Origin of the sequence: Sphingobium quisquiliarum P25, from assembly GCF_000445065.1 — a bacterium.
GTDB classification, from domain to species: domain Bacteria; phylum Pseudomonadota; class Alphaproteobacteria; order Sphingomonadales; family Sphingomonadaceae; genus Sphingobium; species Sphingobium quisquiliarum.
Genome location: NZ_ATHO01000046.1, coordinates 1 through 14699, shown reverse-complemented (window position 1 = coordinate 14699; position 14699 = coordinate 1). Strand labels below are relative to the sequence as shown.

Sequence of the window (14699 nt, the reverse complement as noted above, 5' to 3'; positions counted from 1 at the left end):
TTTCCAGGGACGGCGGCATGTCGTGACGCTGCGGCTATCGGGCGGGGACGCCCCTGAACGGGCGCGCCGCTTCTGTCAGGGCATAGAGGAGGCCGAATGGACCCTGCCGGGGCAATTCGTCGCCGACATCAGCATCGATGAGATGCGTTCGGATGGTGACGGCGAATGGATCGAACTGTCCGCGCTGACCATTGAGGAATGGTGACGCGCGCGGCGGATCAGCGGGTGCGTTCCGCCATGGCGCGGAGCGTGCCCAGAGCGGCGCGCAAGGCCTGATCGACATCATCCTCGACGCGGGCGCGCACGGGGACAGCCTGTTCGATGGGCATGTCCGCCAGCACCTGCTGCCCGCCGCCGGTCCGCCGTTCGCGCCGGGCAAGGCCGCGTTCGAGGCGGGCGGTGAGGTCGGCCAGCGTGGGCGGTTCGGCGATGACGGGCGTGGGCGCAGGCGCTTCCGCTATCTCTTCAAATGCCGCTTCCTCGACATGCGGCAGCGCCTCCGGGAGGACGGCCTCTGGCTGCCCGGCCGCCTCGACGGGTTCGGACTGCGGCTGGGCCGGGGCGATCCGGGGGAAGATGTCGATACCGCCGAAATCGCGGCTCGCGAAGATCGGCGTGCGCGCAGGCGCATCGGGGTGGGCGTCGGCACGGCGCAAGGCAGGACGCCCCGCGCGTGATCCCGTGGCGCGGCCGCGCGACAGCCAGCTCAGCTTCGACAATGCAAAACCCATGTCACTCACTCCCTGGACGCGATGCCAGCGTCCATAATCCTGCAAAAGGGGCGTCGAGACGCTTGCTCTGCCCGCCCAGCTCAACCCCATCACCATGAGCGCGCCGAAGCCCGCCAGAACAAGCCGCGCCTTCCACCCCAGCGGCGGCGCGGCGGCGGGCCAGACTTCGCTCAGCCCGCTCGACGCGACGATCGTTTCCACCAGCCCCGCCGGCAGCGCCAGCAGCACGGCAGCGGCGGCGATACCGCTCAGCAAGGCGGGCGTGATCATGCGCCTGGATGGTGCGCCCATGGCCAGCATCGCTCACGCCGCCGCGCGCAGGCGCTGCGGCGAATCGAGCAGCCGCCGGTAAACCGGTTCGTAGCGCAGAATATTTGACGACCAGTTACGCTCCCGCTCGACAAAGGCGCGCGCCACCGCCCGGCGTTCGGGCCAGAAGCCGCGATCGGCGAACATGCCGCCCAATGCCACCGCGATGGCGGCGGGATCGCCCGGAGTGAACAATGTGCCGGTGACGCCATCCTCGATCAGTTCGCGATGGCCGCCCACATCCGATGCTGCGACAAGGCGGCCCTGCGCCATCGCCTCCAAGGGCTTGAGCGGGGTCACCAGATCGGTGAGGCGCATCGCCTTGCGCGGATAGGCGAGAATGTCGACCTGCGCATAATAATGTTCGACCTGATCGTGCGGCACGCGTCCGGCGAAGAGGATATGGTCGGCGAAGGGGGACGCCATGGCCTGATCGCGCAGCGCCTGTTCGCAGGGGCCGCCGCCTACCAGCAACAGCTTGACCCTGGGGCGCAGCCGGACGAGTCGCGGCATGGCGGCGATCAGGTGGTCGATCCCCTCATAATCGTAGAAGCTGCCGATGAAGCCGACGACGTCAGCGCCCTCCAGCCCCAGCCGGGCGGTGAGCGCGGGATCGCGCGGCACCGGATCGCCGAACTGGTCCATGTCGACGCCATTGGGCGACACGATGATCTTGCCCGCGTCAACGCCGCGCGCGATCAGGTCGCCGCGCAGCCCTTCGCAGATGACCGCCACCGCATCGGCGGCGCGAACCGCGTGGGTTTCCAGTTGCCGCGTCAGCCAGTAGCGCGGGCTGCCTTCGGTGCCGGTGCCGTTGCCGACCGCCGCATCTTCCCAGAAGGCACGGATTTCGTAGATCATGGGAATGCCGTGGCGCTTCGCCACGCGCTGGGCCGCTATCGCGTTCAGCACGGGCGAATGGGCATGGATGATGTCCGGCCGCCAACCGGCGATCAGCGATTCGATCGCTTCGGCATGCGCGGAAATGTCGCGCCATTCGCGCAGCAGCGGATTGCCGCTGGCCGCTTCCCCGCCGGTGCGATGGAAGCGCAGGCCGTCCACGACCTCCTCCAGCGGCCCCGGCGCGCCGTGGCGGCGGCCGGTGATCCCCCGCACCTCCCACCCCTTCGCCGCCTGCGCCCGCAGGATCGCGCGGGTGCGGAAAGTATAGCCGCTGTGCATCGGCAGGCTGTGATCGAGGACGTGGAGTATCCGGGTCATGGCCCGATTCTTTGCCTGAAAAGGTTTAACGGGCCGTCAACTCTGTTGGCGTAGGACGGGAGCGTTCGGACCGAAGAACAGTGTGATAACGGATATCTCGCGCGCAGGATGATCGACGCCCTTTCCCTTCTCATCAGTCATGGCGTGATCATGCTGGCCGCGTGGCGGCTGCTGTCGCGCGATGACCTGGACGATGAATCCGCGCAGGAGCAGGCGCCCGATGCGTGACCTGTTCTTCGTCGCCTTTCTGGGCGCGTTCTTCCTGCTGGGCCTGCGCCGTCCGTTCCTGCTGGTAGCGGTCTATGCCTATATCGACATCGTGTCGCCGCAGCGGCTGTCCTATTTCCTGCTGAACAGCATCCCGATTTCCGCCATCGCCTTCGCGGCGGCGGTGGGCGCGTGGCTGGTGGCGGACAAGAAGGCCGATTGCCGCTTTTCGATGCGGCAGGTGCTGCTGCTGATCCTGCTCGCCTGGTGCGGCTATACCACCGCGACCGCCGATTTCCCGCTGAACGCGCATACCAAATGGGAATGGGTGTGGAAGGCGATGATCTTCGCCATCTTCCTGCCGCTCACCCTGCGCACCCGGCTGCGGCTGGAGGCGCTGACGCTGTTCATGGTGCTGTGCGCCAGCACCATCATCATCAACGGCGGCATGAAAACGGCGCTATCGGGAGGCGGCTATGGCGTGCTCAACCTGATGGTCGACAATAATAGCGGCCTTTATGAAGGCAGCATCATAAGCTGCGTCGCCATATCGCTGATCCCGCTGATCCTGTGGCTGGCGAAACATGGGACGGTCTTTCCGCCCGACTGGCGGGTACGCACCTTTGCCTATGCGCTGTGCTTTGCCTGCCTGCTGATGCCGATCGGCACGGAAGCGCGCACGGGTCTCGTCTGCATCGTGGTACTGGCGGGGCTGATGTTCATGCGGTCGAAGCGGCGCTTCGTCTACGGTCCGCTCATGGCGCTGGCCGCGCTGGCCGCCATCCCCTTCCTGCCCGCCAGCTTCACCGAGCGCATGTCCACCATCGAGAATCACCAAGGCGACGAAAGCGCCTCCACCCGCCTTGCCGTGTGGAAGTGGACGCTCGCTTATGTGAAGGAGCATCCGGGCGGCGGCGGCTTCGACAATTATCTTCAGAACAGCTTCACCTATTTCACGCAGGAACGGGTGACCGACAGCGGCGGTTCACGCATGGAGCGCCGTGTGGTGACGGACAAGGGCCGCGCCTATCACAGCGCCTATTTCGAGATGCTTGGGGAGCAGGGCTATTTCGGCTTTGCGATCTGGGCGCTGCTGCACCTCATCTGCTTCATCAGGACGGAATCCATCCGCCGCCTCTATCGCAATCGCGATGGCCCCGGCGAGGCTTGGGTCGCGCCCTTCGCGCTGGCGTTGCAGCAGGGCCATATCGTCTACATGGTGGGATCGCTGTTCGTCGGCATCGCCTACCAGCCGTTCATTTTCATGATGTTGTCGCTCCAGATCGGGCTGGACACCTATCTGACCCGCAAGCGGCGGGAAACCGCGCGGCGGCAGCTATCGCCATTGGGACCGTTGCGGCCCGCACAGGGGGGAGTGTGATGAGGGGAGAATTGCGGGTGCTGGGCGTGGCGCACGGCCTGTTGCTGGGCCTTGTGCTGGCGTCGCCCATGATCGGGACGGAGGCCCTGCCCTGGGGAGTCGAGGCGCTGTTCATCATCGCGGCCTTCCAGTTGCGGCTCGCCGACCGGCGGTGGGACGTGCGCGCTGGGCTGCGCGGCTGGGGCAGCCATATCCGCATGGCGCCTTCGCGGCTCGTTCCATGGGCGGGAACGGCTGTGGTCGCGGTCATTGCCGGGCCGGGACAGGCTGCATTGGCGGGATCGATCCTGACCGCCGTGCTGCTGGGCGAATTGCTGATCTACCCGGCGGCGGCCAACCTGCTGGGCCGTCTGCCCCGGCCGGGGCTGGCGGGACTGATAATCCTGCTGCTGATCGCCTGCGGCCTTAGCGAACCAGGCCATGCGAGCCGCCTGACCGCCGCCTTCGCCCTGGGCATGAGCGGCTGCGTCTTCTGGATGCGCGGCCCGGATGGGGAGGCGCGAGCGACGGCGCTGTCGGCGGCCAGCGCAGCAGCGGCCTTTCTGGGCGCGGTCTATCTTCCGGCGGCGGCACCCCTGCTGATTCCGGCGGGCGTGCTGGCCACGACCATCACCCTGGCGCACCTGTCCGTCATCCGCCGCCAGCCGCAGCATTGGCGGCTGAACGACGGCGCGCGGCCGGTCCGCTCGCTTCCTGGCCGGTCCTGACGAAAGGCGCGCCGCGACGGCCCGGCAAGGGGGAACGAAGCGGGAGACGGCGGGTTCTGTCAGGCTGAGAAGGAACCCATGCCCCAAAGCCGCCTCGTCCACTCCAATGACAGTCTACCGGGGATTTCGCGCAAGGCGCTCAAGCGGGGCTGGGCCTATTTCCTGCCGGACGGCACGCGCATCACCGACCGGGAAGAGATCGACCGGCTGAACGGCATCGGCATGCCCCCCGCCTATCGCGACTGCTGGTTCTGCCCCAAGCCCAACGGCCACATCCAGGCGACCGGCTATGACGACCGGGGGCGCAAGCAATATCGTTACCATCCCGAATTCCGCGCCGCGCGCGAGGCGGAAAAATATGGCGGCTGCGCTGCCTTCGGGCGCGCCTTGCCCAAGCTGCGCGCGCGGATCGAGGCTGACCTGTCCAGCCGGGGGCTGCGCAAGGAACGGACCATCGCCGCCGTCGTCCGCCTGCTGGACCTGGCCAAGGTCAGGGTGGGCAATGAGCAATATGCGGCCGCCAACAAGAGTTTCGGCGCGACCACCCTGCGCCGCCGTCATCTGGACCTGAAAGGGCAGCGGATGCGGCTGCGTTACCGCGCCAAGTCCGGGCGCGAACATGATCTGACCATCAGCGACCGGCGGCTGCTGCGCTTCGTGCGGGCGATGCAGGACCTGCCGGGGCAGCATCTGTTCCAATATCTGGACGAGGACGGCATCGCGCGGCCGATCAGTTCGGGAGACGTCAACGCCTATATCGCCGAAGCGATGGGCGGCGATTTCACCGCCAAGCATTTCCGCACATGGGGCGCATCGACGATCGCCTTCGAAACGCTGGCGTCCGGGCCGGTTTCGCTCGCCCAGATGGTCGCGCCCGTGGCCGAGGCGCTGGGCAACACGCCCGCGATCAGCCGCAAAAGCTATATCCACCCGGCGCTGATCGACCTCTGCAAATCGGGGCAGGACGAATGGCGCAAGGGGCTTCGCTTGCCGCGCAGCACGCGCTATCTCACCCGTTACGAACGCGGACTGATCGCCTTTCTGGAAGAAGGCGGGGCGACCCCCGCGCTCCCGATGGCGGCCTGACCGCCTGTCAGATCAAGGATGTTCATGACCGCGAAGAAAGACCCTGTCCCGCCCGCAATGGACGTGCGCCTGCCCAATCTCGCGGAGATGTGGCGTGCCACTCTGGACTGGCTCAGCGTCCATTCGTTGCAGATATTGATCGCGGCCGGGGCGGCGATCATCATCTATCTGGCGCTTGCGGCGCTGCTGGGCTTTGCCAAGCGCATCCTGACGCGGCCGGGCGACCCGCTCGGCCTGTCCCATGTCATAGGGCGGGCGATATCGCGGACCAATCATTTCTTCATGGTCATGGTCGCGGCGCGGCTGGTCGTCAGCTACGCCAATCCGCCGCTACTGCTGCTGAGCACCGTCAGCTTCCTGTTCACCATCGCCGCCGTGTTCCAGGCCGCCATCTGGGCGCGCGAAATCATCCTGGGCCTGATCGAGCGCCGGACATCGGCGGAAGACGGCCATGGCGAGACGCTGGCCAACGCGATGGGGCTGATCCGCGTCCTGGTGACCTTCGCCCTGTTCGCGATCGCCGCTGTCGTCGTGCTCGACAATCTGGGCGTCAACGTCACCGGCCTGGTCGCTGGTCTTGGCATCGGCGGCATCGCCATCGGCCTTGCCGCGCAGGGGATATTTTCCGACCTGTTCGCCGCCCTGTCGATCATCTTCGACAAGCCGTTCCGCCGGGGCGAGGTCATCACCTATGACCAGACCACCGCGCGGGTGGAGCGCATCGGCCTGAAATCCACCCGCCTGCGCGCCATGTCGGGCGAGAAGAAGGTGATTTCGAACGCGAACCTGTTGCAGAAGGAAATCACCAGCCTGCAAACGCTGGCGCAGCGGCGGGTGACCTTCGGCCTCGGCATCATATACCAGACGCCCGATGAAAAGGCGGACGCCATTCCGGACATGCTGCGGCAAATCGTGGAGGCGGAGGGTTTCATCTTCGTCAATGCCGGGCTGGTGCGCTTTGGCGCGAGTTCGCTGGACTATGAGTTGAACTTCGACGTGCCCGACCCCGACCGGCACGACTATTTCCTGTCCCGCCACCGCATCGGCATCGCCATATGGAAGCGGTTCAAGGCCGAGGGGATCGAGTTCGCCTACCCGACGCAGACCAGCTTCACCGCCGCGCCGGACGGCACCGCCATCATGCCTTATCCCGACCCCATCCATGTCGAAGGCGCGCCCAGGCGCTTCACCTGAACGGATTTTCGATTCGGTCCGTCCCGCCGCAGCTTGCTGGTGGGACGTGACGGATTCAGGAGAAGCGCAGGATTTTGGATTGAAAAGGGATTGCGATGTTCAACCGGAAGAAAGGCGCGATCGGCGCGGCGCTGGCGATGCTGGCGATCGCGCCTGCCGCTCATGCCGAAGGGCTGGGCGTTGAGGCCAATTACGGCCGCGCGCAGGGCGATTGGGGCGCGGAGCTGGGCGCTGGCTACGCGCTGGACCTGGCGGGTTTCAGCCTGACGCCGGGCGCTGGCGTCTATCTGCATGACGGTGATGCATCGCTCTATGGCCGGGTCGAGGCGACCTACACGCTGCCCGCCGCCGCGACCATCGGCGCTGGCGTCCGGTTCAGCGGCGACGATCCGCGTCCCTATGCGACCATCGCCATGCCGCTGATGCCCAAGCTGAAGATCAAGGGCAATCTGGGCCCCAAATATTACACCGCAGGACTGACGCTGGGCTACTGACCCGTTCCCCAGAGGGTGCCAGGATGGAGCAGGCCGTCCTTGAGCGGCAGCCCACCCTCCCGGTCGCTGGCCAGCAGCAATGCGCCGTCAAGGTCGATCCAGTCGGCGCCTTGCGCGACCAGCGCGGCGGGGGCGATGCCCAGCGACGTGCCCAGCATGCAGCCCACCAGGATGCGGAAGCCGCGTTCGCGCGCCTCCCGCGCCAGCGCCAGCGCCTCGGTCAGGCCGCCCGCCTTGTCGAGCTTGATGTTCACCGCGTCGAAATCGCCCAGCCGGTCGAGGTCGGCGCGCGTGTGGCAGCTTTCGTCGGCGCAGAGCGGCAATGGCGCGCGAATGCCCGCCAGCCGCTCCTCCCGGCCATGGAGGACCGGCTGCTCCACCATCTCGACACCAAGTTCCGACAGCGCCTGTGCCTGCGCGGCGATGTCCAGATCGTGCCAGCTTTCATTGGCGTCGACGATCAGCCGCGCGGCAGGCGCGCCAGCCCTGACCGCCGCAATGCGGGCCAGATCGCCCTCGCCGGTCAGCTTGCATTTCAGCAGCGCGAAGCCGCGCGCGGCGGCCGCGCGCGCATCCGCCTCCATCCGGGCCGGATCATTGAGGCTGATGGTGAAGGCGGTGGGCAGCGGCGCGGGCGGCTCCAGCCCGGCGAGCTTCCATACGGGAATCCCCGCCCTCTTCGCTTCCAGATCCCACAAGGCGCAGTCGAGCGCGTTGCGCGCGGCCCCGCGCGGCATGGCGTGCAACAGGAACTGCCGGTCGAGCGGGCCGTCATAGGCGTTGATCGCCGCCGCGCAGCCTTCCGCCGTTTCGCCCTCATAATAGATGGCGGTGCCTTCCCCCCGGCCCACATGATCTTCATCGCCGACAAGACAGGTCACGACATCCACCACCGTCTTCGCCCCCCGGCTGATGATGAAGGCGCCCGCCACCGGCCAGCGTTCGACAGTCGCGGAAATTATGCGGGTCATCGGCGTTCCCTATCAGGAGAATTGACGGAGCGAGCATCGGCTCTATGCGAAAATCCCAAGCCGCCGCATAGTCCCGCCGGCTGTCGAAACAAGGATTAGGCGCGCTGTGACTTCCCGTGAACTGACCGGATTTCTGCCACTGGCTGAACGGGCGGGCGATCCTGCACGGCGGCGCTTGTCCGATCTTGCCTGGCGCATCGGCTTTGGCGCGATCGGCTGGCCCTGGCTGCTGGCCAGCCTGTCGGGCGGGCGGAAGGCGGACAAGCGCGCCCTGCTGGACGAACTGGGCCTGCCGCACGACGCCCTGCCCCATCTGGGAAGCTGGAAGGCCGATATCGGCTTCCTGCGGCATATCGTGCGGGAAATCGCGCGGCTGCGGCCTGCGCAGGTGGTGGAACTGGGCGCAGGCGCGTCCACGCTGATCGCGGCGCGCGCTCTGGCGCTGCATGGCGGCGGGCGGCTGACCAGTTTCGACCAGCATGGCGGCTTTGCCGATGCGACGCGGACATGGCTGGCCGATCATGGATTGAAGGCCGACCTGCGCCATGCTCCACTGACCAGCGAAAGCGAGGATTGGCCGGGGCGCTGGTATGCGCTGGACAATCTGCCCGACCGCATCGACCTGCTGATCATCGACGGGCCGCCCTGGAGCGTGCATCCGCTGGTGCGCGGCGCGGCCGACAGCCTGTTCGCGCGCCTCTCCCCCAATGCCGTCGTGCTGCTGGACGATGCGGCGCGGCCGGGCGAGCGGCTGGTCGCGCGCCGGTGGCGGCAGCGCTGGCCCCATATCGATTTCCGCCTGATGCATGACGGGACGAAGGGGACGCTCGTCGGCCGCCGCCGTGACATGACGGTGCCGGTCGCCAATGATAATGAAGGCGCGGGCGGCTGGCGGCATCTGGGCCGCGCCGCCGCGATCGCCGCCCTGATTTCCACCGGGTGGATCGCGCGGGGCGCACTTGGCGAATTTCCGCAGGCGGCGCAGGCCAGCCCCTTTCTGGATGAAGCCGCGGCATCCCATCGCGCAGGCCTGTTGCGGCAGAATATGGCGTCGCAGCTCGAAAGCGCGATGCTCAATACCGATGAGATCCGGCGCTCCACCGGCATCGTCCTGCCGCGCTTTCCCGGCAATTGGCAGGTCAACGACGTGCAACTGTTCCCGACACCCGACAGTCCGGCCATCGCCGTGTCGATCGTGACGCCAGAGGGGGAGCAGCTGACCTTCTTCGCCGACCGCGCCGAAACCCCGGCCGGGGCGCGGCCGTTGCTGGCGCGCCGCGCGGGCGACATCATCGCTTATTGGGAGGCGGGGGACATGGCCTATGCGCTCACCGGCCGCGCGCCTTCCCGCCGGATCATGACGCTGGCGGCGCAGATCACGCCCCGCGCCTGACGAACGTCTCCGGTCTCCATCCGATCCCTCGTTGAGGGATGATGCGCGGGCTGCTAAGCGCGCCCGCATGGAAGATGCGGAAAAATCCGGCGCGCGCGGGGATGCGCGATCCTCTCTTGGCAGCCTGCGGATGTTGTGGCGCTTTGCGGCGCGCTATCCGGGGCGGATTGCCGGAGCGCTGGCCGCGCTGATCGTCTCGTCGGCCGCCACGCTGGCGATCCCCAGCGGATTCCGGCTGGTCATCGACCGCGGATTCATGGGTGGCGGCGACATCAGCCGCTGGTTCCAATATCTGCTGCTGATCGTGATCATATTGGCGCTGGCGACCGCCGCGCGCTTCTACTTCGTGTCCTGGCTGGGCGAGCGGGTGGTCGCGGACATCCGGTCAGCGACGCAGGCGAACCTGCTGCGGCTGGAGCCCCGCTTTTTCGAGGAGAACCGCCCTTCCGAGATCGCGTCGCGCATGACCGCCGACACCGCGATCATCGATCAGGTGGTGGGATCGACCGTGTCAGTGGCGCTGCGCAACATCGTGACGGGCGTTGGCGGCCTGATCTACCTGTTCGCGCTGGCGCCGAAGCTGGCCGCCCTGCTGCTGCTGGGCATTCCCGTCGTGCTGCTGGTGATGATCAGCCTGGGACGGCGAGTGAGGAAGCTGTCCCGCGCCAGCCAGGACAGGCTGGCCGCCGTCGGCAGCATCACCGCCGAAGTGCTGGGCGCGATGAAGGTCGTCCAGGCATTCGGGCAGGAACAGCGGGAATCGGGCCGGTTCGACGCAGCGGTGGAGGAAGGCTTCGCCACCGCGCGGCAGCGGATCATCCTGCGCGCGATAATGACGGCGGTGGTGATCGGGCTGGTGTTCGGGTCGATCACGATGGTGATGTGGCAGGGCGCGCTGGACGTCGCGGCGGGGCGTCTGTCGGGGGGCAGCATCGCCGCATTCGTACTGACGGGCGGATTGGTGGCGGGCGCTTTCGGCGCGCTGTCCGAAACATGGGGCGACTTGCTGCGGGGCGCGGGGGCGGCGAGCAGGCTGCATGAACTGATGACGGCGGCGCCGCAGATCGTCGCACCCGCGCGCCCCGTACCCCTGCCCCGCCTGCCCCAGGGCGCGCGCCTCCAGTTCGATGACGTGCATTTCAGCTACCCCACCCGGCCGGACCAGGCGGCGCTGCATGGCGTGACGCTGGACATAGCGCCGGGCGAGACGGTCGCCGTCGTCGGCCCGTCCGGCGCGGGCAAGTCGACGCTGATCCAGTTGGCGCTGCGCTTCTACGATCCTGACTCGGGCGTGATCCGGCTCAATGGCGTTGCCTTGCCGGAAAGCGACCCGGCGGACGTTCGCAGCATGATGGCCATGGTGCCGCAGGACAGCGTGATCTTTGCCGCTTCGGCACGTGACAATCTGCGGTTCGGCCGGTGGGATGCGAGCGATGAGGAGATTTGGGACGCAGCGCGCGCGGCCAATGCCGAAGCGTTCCTTCGCGCGCTGCCCCAAGGGCTGGACAGCTATCTGGGCGAAGGGGGAGCGCGCCTTTCGGGCGGGCAGCGGCAGCGGCTGTCGATCGCGCGGGCGCTGCTGCGCAACGCGCCGATCCTGCTGCTGGACGAGGCGACATCGGCCCTGGACGCGGAGTCCGAACGGCTGGTGCAGGATGCGCTCGGACGCCTGATGAAAGGGCGGACCACCATCGTCATCGCCCATCGGCTGGCGACGGTGCGCGCGGCCGATCGCATCATCGTTCTGGATGAAGGTCGTGTGGTCGAACAGGGCGATCACGCGTCGCTGATGACGAAAAGCGGGCTCTATGCGAGGCTGGCGAGCCTTCAATTCCAGGATGCGCCGGTTGGTTGAGGGTGAGGACTGAGCGATCGGCCCCATCTCACTTTCGTGCGAGCAGCGGCCTAATCTCAAGATTGAACTGGACTGCTGCTTTCGCAGGAAGATGGGGCCCTTATAGGGGCAACATGGGCGATAGCAGAGGCCGCGATAGGCTTTTGCCATCTGGCGGAGCTTCCTTCCCCTGCCCTTCACGGCGGGAGGCGGGAGAGGCAGATGCTGGCATCATTGTGAACACCCGCGCGGATGGGCGAGCTTCAATTCAGCCCCGGCGCGAAAAAACTGGCCATCGCATCTGGCGAACAAGGCGGAGCGGTTCTTCCTGTGGTTCGGCTTGACGGAAAGACGATGGGATCGTGCAGCTGGCGGCGCTGCCACGAAGCGCCTTGGCCTTAGAGGCTGATCCGCACGATATGGTCGAGTATGGCGGGGTGGAGCGGACGTTCGAACTGGCAGCCTGCTTCATGGCCCCTTGTCCACAGAACGAGCGCGCGGCGGCCTTCGAAGCCGGGCAGCATGATCCACAGGCTGTCGCCGCTGGCCAATTTCATGAAGCTCTGGAGGCGAAAGCCGGTCACGGAAAGGTCGGCCACCTTGCTCCTGAACCAGGTTTCGCCCGGCCGCCGCACCTTCACGGGCACCAGCAAGTGGCGGCGCGCGGCCTGGCGGCCTTCATTTCGCGAAACGTCGATTTGAAATTCTGCGCCCATGATGACCATCGCATTCCCAAGCCGGATGATCGCCGATCGAGGTAAAAAAACAATGAAGCTTGCAGCGCGCACAAAAAAGGGGCCGCATCAGCGGCCCCGTTAGATCAGCGTCTGTCGCAAGCTGATTGCGTCGCCTTTGTCCGCGCCCGGAAACGGGAAGTCAGATTCCCGGCCAGACGGCGGCGGCGTGATCAGCCCTTAGAAACGGCTATACTGCTCGTTCCCGACGAAGCCCAGCTTCGTCACGCCCGCGCGCTTGATTTCCGCCAGCACCTCGTCAACGACGACATAGCGGGTCGCAGCATTCGGCTGGAACTGCAATTCGGGTTCGACCGGCAAACGCAGCGACTGCTGCAAATACTGACGCAGGGTCAGCAGGTCGATGGCCGAACCATTCCAGGTGATGACGCCGCTGGCATCGATCGCCACCTTGTTCTTGACAGGATCGATGACGCTGTCGGTCGGCGGCGCGTTCTGCGGCAGGTCGATCTTGACCGCGTGGGTCTGGATCGGGATGGTGATGATGAACATGATGAGGAGAACGAGCATGACGTCGATCAACGGCGTCGTGTTCATTTCCACCATCGGCTCGCCATCTTCACTTCCGGCACTCATTGCCATGGGGCGATACTCCTAGAGCATTTCCGGGAATGGCCGCTTGCCGGCCATTCGGTTCGAAAATGCGTCAACAAAAGACTCTACTTAAAGCCGCTGCACATTCGTGCCCGGTTCGGGCTCGGAAATGAAGCCGACCTTCGGGAAACCGGCGCGCTGCATCGTGTAGATGGTGCCGCCGATGCACCGGTAGGGGGTATTGATGTCGCCGCGGATATGCACTTCGGGCAGATCCTCCGGCGTCAGATTTTCAACGCCGCCCGCCTTCTTGATGTCCGCTTCGAGCTTCGCGACCGCGCGGTCGAGCAACTCGTCCGAAGACACCCTGGTCAGGTTCCAATAGACCGCACAGCTGCCGTCGCTGCCCGTCGTGATCGACAGGGAGACATTTTCCGGCTTCGTCGTCGTCGGCTCGAACGCGACCTTGGGGAGCTGTAGCTGAACCGTCTGGACGACGACCGGGACCGCGATGAGGAAGATGATGAGCAACACCAGCATGACGTCGACGAGCGGCGTCGTGTTGATGTCGGACATCGGCTTGTCATCACCGCCGTCGGAGCCAACACTCATTGCCATTGATAATTTCCTAACATCCGTGTCGATGGCGCCCCGTCATGCAGGGCCCACGACCGGCAGGGAACCTTGGCGGTCGCAGCCGCCCGCCGGTTCCCCGCCGGCGCTTGACCAATCAGGCCTTGGTCGCAGCCGCGGCAGGCTTAGCGGCCGGAGCAGCCGGAGCCGGAGCCAAAGTGGGCTTCACCGCGCCGTTCGACACGAGGTGAGCCAGCAGGTCGACGGTGAAACCGTTCAGCTGCTCGGCGATCGACTTGTTGCGGCGCTGCAAGAAGTTGTAGGCGAGCACCGCGGGAACGGCCACGGCCAGACCCAGCGCGGTCATGATCAGAGCTTCACCGACCGGACCGGCGACGGCGTCGATCGAGGCCTGACCGGCGGCGCCGATCTTGATGAGCGCGCGGTAGATGCCGATAACCGTACCGAACAGACCGATAAACGGCGAGGTCGAACCAACGGTCGCGAGGAAGGCGAGGCCGCCGCCCAGCTTCGAGTTGATCGACGCTTCCGAACGGGCGAGCGAGCCGTGCAGCCAGTCATGGGCTTCGACCGGATCGGTCAGCTTGGTGTGTTCTTCCTGCGCCTTGATGCCGTCATCGACGATCTGCTTGTAGGCGGAGTTCTTTTCCAGCTTCGCCGAACCTTCCTTCAGCGTCGCGGCGCGCCAGAAGGTCGCACGCACCTTCTTGCCCTGGTTGATGACCTTCTGCTGCTCGATCAGCTTGGTGAACAGGATGTAGAAGGTGCCGACGGACATGCCGACCAGAATGATGAACACGGTCCAGGCGATCGTGCCCCCCTGCTCCAGGGCTTCCATGAGCCCATACGGATTCTCGGGCTTAGGCGCGGCTGCTGCTGCGAGATACATCAACATTTTCAAGACTTCCCTCTCAAAGGATCAATAACCGGGGAAGGCGGCGGCGCCGGCCTTCCCGCCAAAATCATTCAGGCAGTCGCCACGTGATGCGACCATTGTAGGTGTCGGACATGGGGCCGCCCCCCGCAGCCGTCGCCGGCTTGAACCGCGCACGGCGGGGAAGCAGGCGGCAGGTCGCCTCATCAAGGTCCGGATGGCCCGTCGAAGAGGTGATGGTGCAGTTGGTGACACGTCCATCCGGGCCGATCTCCAGCCGGAAGCCAGCGGTGCCCGAACGTTCTTCACGCTGCGCGCGGCTGGGATAGTCGGCATCGCTGAGCCAGCTGCCCGGCGAGCTGCGCGGCGTTGCACGCGTCGCTGGAGTGGGCGGCGGCGGCGGAGCCGGCGGCG

At 66.3% G+C, this 14699-nt stretch carries 15 protein-coding genes and 1 pseudogene; 8 read left to right on the top strand and 8 right to left on the bottom strand.

Annotation, left to right across the window (positions count from 1 at the left end; translation table 11 throughout):
* Window positions 1–205, top strand: a pseudogene (locus L288_RS43435) (hypothetical protein); the annotation flags it as partial.
* A 13-nt stretch (window positions 206–218) separates the two neighbouring features.
* On the opposite strand, the gene L288_RS27590 reads toward L288_RS43435, so the two are convergent.
* Both L288_RS27590 and L288_RS27585 read right to left on the bottom strand, forming a co-directional pair.
* On the bottom strand, window positions 219–1001 hold the full coding sequence (locus tag L288_RS27590) for a hypothetical protein (RefSeq protein ID WP_031304042.1): 783 nt from the start codon (window positions 999–1001) through the stop codon (window positions 219–221).
* A gap of 33 nt (window positions 1002–1034) precedes the next feature.
* Window positions 1035–2261, bottom strand: a complete 1227-nt coding sequence (locus L288_RS27585) for a TIGR04063 family PEP-CTERM/XrtA system glycosyltransferase (RefSeq protein WP_021237397.1) — start codon at window positions 2259–2261, stop codon at window positions 1035–1037.
* A 220-nt stretch (window positions 2262–2481) separates the two neighbouring features.
* Between L288_RS27585 and L288_RS27580 the strand changes: the two genes are divergently transcribed.
* The 5 genes from L288_RS27580 to L288_RS27560 all read left to right on the top strand — a co-directional run bounded on the left by L288_RS27580 (window position 2482) and on the right by L288_RS27560 (window position 7330).
* Window positions 2482–3849 (top strand): putative O-glycosylation ligase, exosortase A system-associated, encoded by a 1368-nt coding sequence (locus L288_RS27580; RefSeq protein ID WP_021237395.1) that lies wholly within the window; start codon window positions 2482–2484, stop codon window positions 3847–3849.
* Entirely contained in the window at window positions 3849–4556 is a 708-nt protein-coding gene (locus L288_RS27575; protein WP_021237394.1) for a hypothetical protein, read from the top strand. The genes L288_RS27580 and L288_RS27575 overlap by 1 nt, the downstream gene beginning before the upstream one ends.
* Window positions 4557–4634: 78 nt before the next feature.
* A complete protein-coding gene (locus tag L288_RS27570; protein ID WP_021237393.1) occupies window positions 4635–5642 on the top strand; it encodes a DNA topoisomerase IB in 1008 nt (335 codons plus the stop codon).
* A 24-nt stretch (window positions 5643–5666) separates the two neighbouring features.
* Entirely contained in the window at window positions 5667–6836 is a 1170-nt protein-coding gene (locus L288_RS27565; protein ID WP_031304041.1) for a mechanosensitive ion channel family protein, read from the top strand.
* A 95-nt stretch (window positions 6837–6931) separates the two neighbouring features.
* Complete coding sequence (locus L288_RS27560; protein ID WP_021237391.1) at window positions 6932–7330, top strand: hypothetical protein; 399 nt, start codon at window positions 6932–6934, stop codon at window positions 7328–7330.
* Here L288_RS27560 and dgcA read toward each other — a convergent pair.
* The gene (gene dgcA / locus L288_RS27555) at window positions 7324–8301 is read right to left on the bottom strand and encodes an N-acetyl-D-Glu racemase DgcA (RefSeq protein WP_021237390.1); all 978 of its coding nucleotides are present in this window, start codon (window positions 8299–8301) and stop codon (window positions 7324–7326) included. The genes L288_RS27560 and dgcA overlap by 7 nt on opposite strands.
* A gap of 106 nt (window positions 8302–8407) precedes the next feature.
* Between dgcA and L288_RS27550 the strand changes: the two genes are divergently transcribed.
* Window positions 8408–9694, top strand: coding sequence for a class I SAM-dependent methyltransferase (locus tag L288_RS27550; RefSeq protein WP_021237389.1), 1287 nt, complete (start codon window positions 8408–8410; stop codon window positions 9692–9694).
* Window positions 9695–9761: 67 nt separating this feature from the next.
* Window positions 9762–11549, top strand: a complete 1788-nt coding sequence (locus tag L288_RS27545) for an ABC transporter transmembrane domain-containing protein (protein ID WP_021237388.1) — start codon at window positions 9762–9764, stop codon at window positions 11547–11549.
* 377 nt (window positions 11550–11926) lie between these two features.
* On the opposite strand, the gene L288_RS27540 is transcribed toward L288_RS27545, so the two are convergent.
* The 5 genes from L288_RS27540 to L288_RS27520 form a co-directional block, all read right to left on the bottom strand.
* Entirely contained in the window at window positions 11927–12244 is a 318-nt protein-coding gene (locus L288_RS27540) for a PilZ domain-containing protein (protein WP_030540228.1), read from the bottom strand.
* A 198-nt stretch (window positions 12245–12442) separates the two neighbouring features.
* Window positions 12443–12865 (bottom strand): ExbD/TolR family protein, encoded by a 423-nt coding sequence (locus tag L288_RS27535; RefSeq protein WP_030538212.1) that lies wholly within the window; start codon window positions 12863–12865, stop codon window positions 12443–12445.
* Window positions 12866–12946: 81 nt separating this feature from the next.
* Window positions 12947–13435 (bottom strand): ExbD/TolR family protein, encoded by a 489-nt coding sequence (locus L288_RS27530; RefSeq protein WP_030538211.1) that lies wholly within the window; start codon window positions 13433–13435, stop codon window positions 12947–12949.
* A 112-nt stretch (window positions 13436–13547) separates the two neighbouring features.
* The gene (locus L288_RS27525) at window positions 13548–14306 is read right to left on the bottom strand and encodes a MotA/TolQ/ExbB proton channel family protein (RefSeq protein ID WP_030538210.1); all 759 of its coding nucleotides are present in this window, start codon (window positions 14304–14306) and stop codon (window positions 13548–13550) included.
* A gap of 67 nt (window positions 14307–14373) precedes the next feature.
* Window positions 14374–14699, bottom strand: a 326-nt coding sequence (locus tag L288_RS27520) for an energy transducer TonB (protein ID WP_021237383.1), incomplete at its 5' end; no start/stop codon positions are given.

Excerpts from the sequence above, each read along its gene's own strand:
- L288_RS27590 (WP_031304042.1), bottom strand. The coding sequence starts at position 1,001 with ATGATCACGCCCGCCTTGCTGAGCGGTATCGCCGCCGCTGCCGTGCTG.
- L288_RS27585 (WP_021237397.1), bottom strand. The coding sequence starts at position 2,261 with ATGACCCGGATACTCCACGTCCTCGATCACAGCCTGCCGATGCACAGC.
- L288_RS27580 (WP_021237395.1), top strand. The coding sequence starts at position 2,482 with ATGCGTGACCTGTTCTTCGTCGCCTTTCTGGGCGCGTTCTTCCTGCTG.
- L288_RS27575 (WP_021237394.1), top strand. The coding sequence starts at position 3,849 with ATGAGGGGAGAATTGCGGGTGCTGGGCGTGGCGCACGGCCTGTTGCTG.
- L288_RS27570 (WP_021237393.1), top strand. The coding sequence starts at position 4,635 with ATGCCCCAAAGCCGCCTCGTCCACTCCAATGACAGTCTACCGGGGATT.
- L288_RS27565 (WP_031304041.1), top strand. The coding sequence starts at position 5,667 with ATGACCGCGAAGAAAGACCCTGTCCCGCCCGCAATGGACGTGCGCCTG.
- L288_RS27560 (WP_021237391.1), top strand. The coding sequence starts at position 6,932 with ATGTTCAACCGGAAGAAAGGCGCGATCGGCGCGGCGCTGGCGATGCTG.
- dgcA (WP_021237390.1), bottom strand. The coding sequence starts at position 8,301 with ATGACCCGCATAATTTCCGCGACTGTCGAACGCTGGCCGGTGGCGGGC.
- L288_RS27545 (WP_021237388.1), top strand. The coding sequence starts at position 9,762 with ATGGAAGATGCGGAAAAATCCGGCGCGCGCGGGGATGCGCGATCCTCT.
- L288_RS27540 (WP_030540228.1), bottom strand. The coding sequence starts at position 12,244 with ATGGGCGCAGAATTTCAAATCGACGTTTCGCGAAATGAAGGCCGCCAG.
- L288_RS27535 (WP_030538212.1), bottom strand. The coding sequence starts at position 12,865 with ATGGCAATGAGTGCCGGAAGTGAAGATGGCGAGCCGATGGTGGAAATG.
- L288_RS27530 (WP_030538211.1), bottom strand. The coding sequence starts at position 13,435 with ATGGCAATGAGTGTTGGCTCCGACGGCGGTGATGACAAGCCGATGTCC.
- L288_RS27525 (WP_030538210.1), bottom strand. The coding sequence starts at position 14,306 with ATGTTGATGTATCTCGCAGCAGCAGCCGCGCCTAAGCCCGAGAATCCG.